The sequence below is a fragment of the Allobosea sp. 01N443 genome, from assembly GCF_056399325.1.
Map to the genome: position 1 here is coordinate 1 of NZ_JBFTRC010000290.1, position 5,046 is coordinate 5,046.

General features: G+C 64.2%; 4 protein-coding genes. All 4 read left to right on the forward strand.

What is annotated here, in order from left to right; genetic code table 11:
- Positions 1-498 (forward strand): methyltransferase (locus tag AC1DRP_RS34770; RefSeq protein WP_476770917.1); only part of this gene is annotated, 498 nt, incomplete at its 5' end.
- A 554-nt stretch (positions 499-1,052) separates the two neighbouring features.
- Positions 1,053-2,732: an FMN-binding glutamate synthase family protein gene (locus AC1DRP_RS34775; protein ID WP_441507225.1), complete on the forward strand. Its 1,680-nt coding sequence runs from the start codon at positions 1,053-1,055 to the stop codon at positions 2,730-2,732.
- Between the two features lie 638 nt (positions 2,733-3,370).
- On the forward strand, positions 3,371-4,435 hold the full coding sequence (gene motA / locus AC1DRP_RS34780) for a flagellar motor stator protein MotA (protein WP_441507177.1): 1,065 nt from the start codon (positions 3,371-3,373) through the stop codon (positions 4,433-4,435).
- Between the two features lie 22 nt (positions 4,436-4,457).
- On the forward strand, positions 4,458-5,046 hold a 589-nt coding region (locus tag AC1DRP_RS34785; RefSeq protein ID WP_476770918.1), incomplete at its 3' end, for a flagellar motor protein MotB.

The following is a 5,046-nucleotide window of genomic DNA, read 5'->3' on the forward strand; positions in this document are numbered from 1 at the left end:
GTCGTCGACGTCGGCGGCGCCACCGGCAACCTGATCGCGGCGATCCTGGCGCGGCACGAGGGGCCGCGCGGCATCCTGTTCGACCGGCCCCATGTGGTGGCCGACGCGCCGGCCCTGCTGGCGGAACGGGGCGTGCAGGCGCGCGTGGCGATCGAGCCAGGCAACTTCTTCGAGACGGTTCCCGCCGGCGGCGACGCTTATGTGCTGTCCCACGTCATCCACGACTGGAGCGAGGAGCAGTGCCTCACCATCCTGCRCCATGTCCGCAAGGCCATGCAGCCCGACGGACGGCTGCTGCTGGTGGAGATGGTGCTGCCCGCCGGCGACACGCCCCATCCCGGCAAGGTGCTCGACATGGTGATGCTGGTGCTGCCCGGCGGCCAGGAGCGAACGGAGGAGGAATACCGCCAGCTCCTCGCCAAGGCCGGCTTCCGCCTGACGCGGGTGATCCCCACCAGCTCCGACGTGAGCATCGTCGAAGCGGTGCAGGGGGCGTAATCAGGGATGCGCTTGATTGGTGAGCGCCTTTGATCGTCATGGCTTCGGTCCGGCCTGTCCGGAAGACGGTGCGCTTCGAGAAACAGCCGATGGTTACGGCCGGTGTCACCCCACCGCGGCAGCGCGGCACGGAAAGCCTCGTCCGTCCGTAGCGCTTGGCGCTGCATCAGAATTGCGCCAGGTCCGGACGTTGGGGCCTTGCCAGGAAGCTGACGTCCGTGGCGCATCGTCACGCCTCGCGGCATCCCAACACGCGCTCGGCCAGTCGGCACGCAGTACGCTTCGTCAAACTCTACGCCAACTGAACCAGGCGGAGGGTGTTCTTKAGCTTCGCAGCGAAACTCTCGGAACGCTGTTCACAGACCTGCCGAATCCTGCCCGCGTGGCAGAGCCAAGCTGTGTGGCGCGCGGTCGATCAGGAGGGCTATATTCGGGATGAGATCGTCCAGATTCGGTCTCGAAGAAGAGGACGGCGCCGTTTGCCGCCGTCTCTTCAGGAAACCCCGAATTTCCCGCGTTCAACGTACACCGACCACGCATTGCGTCAGGACATCATGCTAAAAAATGCTCTGCTGAACCAACGCTATGCGGTATTTGTCCTTGCCATGCTCGCTCTTGCCGCCTCGCTTGCCGGGGGGCTCGCCTATAGCGGGTGGCTGCTTGTCCCGGCGGTGATTGCGGGCGCGCTGGTCCTTCTGGGCGTTCATGATATGCGCCAGCACAAGCATTCGATTCTGCGCAACTATCCAGTGATCGGGCATCTGCGCTTTCTGATGGAAAGCATCCGGCCGGAAATCCGGCAATACATCATCGAAAGCGACCATGACGAAGTTCCGTTCAGCCGGCAGGACCGCGCCCTGGTCTACCGGCGCGCCAAGGGCGACGAGGACAAGCTGCCTTTTGGCACCTCTGAGAACGTCTACGGTTCCGGCTATGCGTGGTTGACCCATTCGGCCGCGCCGACGGCCATTGTCGACACCGATTTTCGCGTCCGGATCGGCGGACCTGCCTGCAGGCATCCCTACGAGGCCAGCATCTACAACATCTCGGCCATGAGTTTCGGCTCGCTCTCTGCCAACGCCATTCTGGCGCTCAACACTGGCGCGAGGAAGGGCGGCTTCGCACATGACACCGGCGAAGGCAGCATCAGCCGCTATCATCGGCAAGGCGGCGGGGACCTGATTTTCCAAGTGGCGTCGGGCTATTTCGGCTGCCGCAACGAAGATGGCAGCTTCTCTCCCGAACGTTTTGCGGAACTGGCTGCTGATCCGCAGATCAAGATGATCGAAATCAAACTCAGCCAAGGCGCCAAACCGGGTCATGGCGGCATGCTGCCAGCTTCCAAGATCTCACCCGAGATCGCCGAGGCGCGAGGCATTGCGATGGGCGTAGACTGCATATCGCCTGTGGCCCACAGCACCTTTTCCACCCCGACGGGGCTGATGCAATTCGTCGGTGAACTGCGCGAGCTTTCCGGCGGCAAGCCGGTCGGCCTCAAGCTTTGCATCGGCCATCGCCGCGAATTCATGAGTATGGTCAAGGCCATGCTCAACACCGGCATCGTACCCGATTTCATTGTCGTGGACGGCGCGGAGGGTGGCACTGGCGCCGCTCCCGTCGAATTCGCCAACCGCGTCGGCATGCCGATGCTGGAAGGGCTGACCTTCGTCCACAACACGCTGCGGGGCGCCGGCATCCGCGATCAGGTCAGGATCGGGGCGGCTGGCAAGATCGTGTCAGCCTTCGACATCGCCCGCACGCTCGCGCTCGGGGCGGACTGGTGCAACGCGGCGCGCGGCTTCATGTTCGCAATCGGCTGCATCCAGGCCCAGTCTTGCCACACCAATCGCTGCCCAGTCGGTATCGCGACACAGGACCAGCGCCGCCAGAGCGCGATAGATGTCGGCGACAAAAGCGACCGCGTCGCGCGCTTTCATCGCAACACCATGCACGCGCTCGGCGAAATCGCGGGTGCGGCGGGCCTCAGCCATCCCAGCGACTTCATGCCCTATCACTTCATGTTCAGACAGAAGGACAACGAGTTCCTCGATGGCAACGAGGCCTTCCCCTATCTGCCGGAGGGATTTCTGCTGGGCGGAAACGAGTTTCCGGAGCTCGCCGATTGGTACAGCCGCTGGGATCGCGCCAGTTCCGACAGTTTTGCTCCGCCGGAGATTCCACATGGTCCGTTCCAAACGCGTCGGACCGCGAGGGCGATGGTGGGCGTCGCATAATCGCCACGACGTGCCGCTTGTGCGACCAGGGGATGACCAGCGACAAATGCTGCCAGACGCGACGTCTCGGAACCCGGCCGGTGGTCATTCCGTGCGGGGTCGGTCCGGACGCTGGGGGAGGCGCTGAAGACGGGCGCGCCCGGTTCGGCGCGGGCCACCATCCTTACCGCCGGCAGCCCCTGGTTCGCGGGGGCCTTCGACGACATCGCCTATTCCTTGCAGAGCGGCAGGACGGCGTTCGAGAAGGCGCAGGGCGTGCCGGTCTTCGACTATCTCGGCCGGCATCCGGACGAGGCCTCGCTSTTCAGCGAGACGATGRTCGGSTTCCACGGCCGGGAGCCGCCCGYCGTCGCGGAGGCCTATGACTTTTCTTCGCGCCCGCTCTGGTGATCACCGGCCAATCGGCCCGTTCCAGCAACTCGCAAGCGCAGCGCATCCTCAGCGTCGTCAGCCATTCAGGCGGGTCATGCCGGTCGCCAGTGAGAACGAGGCGCGGAAATGGAAGCGGCTGAGCTGGACCAGTCCGGCTCGTTCGTCGAGGCCACGCGCGTCATCCTCAGCCTCGCCGCGCCACAGCAAAGCGGCGCAGCGTAGATGATCCCGGGAAACGGTCCCCTATTGGACGCCGATCACCAGGATTGGCGGAGACTCATTGCACCCCGATTTTCTCCCCTGGGCCTACCCTGCCGCCCCAAGCCTCAAGCCGTAGCCGGAGCACGACGCTTACAAACCTGCGGGCGAATGGCTGTAAACTCGCCCTTAACCTCGATCGGTCATTTCGCTGGACTAGTAGTGAGTTAGCGCGGGCTGCACCTGCTGCGGCGCAGGAAAGCAGATCTATGCGGCTGATCGTCGGCACAATCATCGTCCTTGTCTGCGTCTTCGGCGGCTATGCGGCGATGGGCGGCAAACTCCTCGTCCTTTGGCAGCCGTTCGAATTTGTTATCATCCTCGGTGCAGCGGTCGGTGCCTTCATCATCGGCAACACCGCGCCGGTGCTCAAGGCCGTGCCCGCCATGTTCGGCACGCTCATGAAGGGCTCCAAGTACAAGCCGGAAGCCTATGTCGAACTGCTGGCGATGCAGTATTCCTTGTACAAGCTTGCGAAGCAGAAGGGCCTGCTCGCGGTCGAGCAGCACATTGAAGATCCGAGCGAGTCGACGCTGTTCAACGCCTTCCCGACTTTTGCAGCGAACCATCATGCGGTCGAGTTCGTCTGCGACTACATGCGCATGTTGACGATGGGTGCCGACAACGTCCACGAGATGGACGCTCTCATGGACGAGGAACTGGAAACGCACCACCAGGAGCAGGAGCGCATCGTTGCGGCCATGCAGTCGATCGCCGACGGGACACCAGCGCTCGGCATCGTCGCCGCCGTTCTCGGCGTGATCAAGACGATGGGGTCGATCACCGAGCCGCCGGAGGTGCTGGGACATCTGATCGGCGGCGCGCTCGTAGGCACCTTCTTCGGCGTCTTCGTCGCCTACGGCTTCTTCGGGCCCATGGCGCAGTCGCTCAGGAGCATCTTCGAGGCGGAATCCAAGTACTACCTTTCACTCAAGGCGGGCCTCCTCGCCCATATCAGCGGCCAGCCGCCGGTGATGGCGGTAGAATTTGCTCGCAAGGCTCTGATGAGCGACGTCCGCCCGACCTTCAGCGAAGTGGAAGCGGCAACCGCCGATCTGCCYGCCAACATCTGACCCAATCTCCAGTAGGGACTCGATGGCCAAGCCCGCCCAGCCGATTATCATCAAGAAGGTCAAGAAGGCCGCTCATGCGCACCATGGCGGGGCCTGGAAGATCGCCTATGCGGACTTCGTGACCGCCATGATGGCGTTCTTTCTGCTGATGTGGCTGATCAGCATGACGACGCAGGAGCAGAAGATCGGCCTGGCGGAATACTTCACGCCGGGGGCTGTGAGTGCGAGCACCAGTGGCGCTGGCGGCGTCCTGATGGGTACCGCCCTGGACAAGTCGGGCAACAGGTCGTCGGCGCCCCGCGACGCGGCGAGGGGCATCACGGAGCAGGAGGACGGAGCGCGCCGGACCAGCTCGGGCCGCGCCAGCGACCGCGAAGTCAGCCGCCCGGCCGCCGGCGCGCAGGCCCAGCACAGCGCCGTAGCCAGCCTCCGGCAGGCGCTCCAGAACATGCCCGAAATAGCCGAGCTGTCGCGCAACATCGTGATCGAGCCGACCAAGGAGGGCTTGAACGTTTCCCTCGCGGACGAGCTCGGCCGGTCCATGTTCCCCGAGGGCTCGGTCGACCCCCACGAGCGCACCCGTCGCGTGCTGGTGGTGCTCGCGTCCACCC

Coding starts and splice junctions, on each gene's coding strand:
- AC1DRP_RS34775 (WP_441507225.1), top strand. CDS start 1,053: ATGCTAAAAAATGCTCTGCTGAACCAACGCTATGCGGTATTTGTCCTT.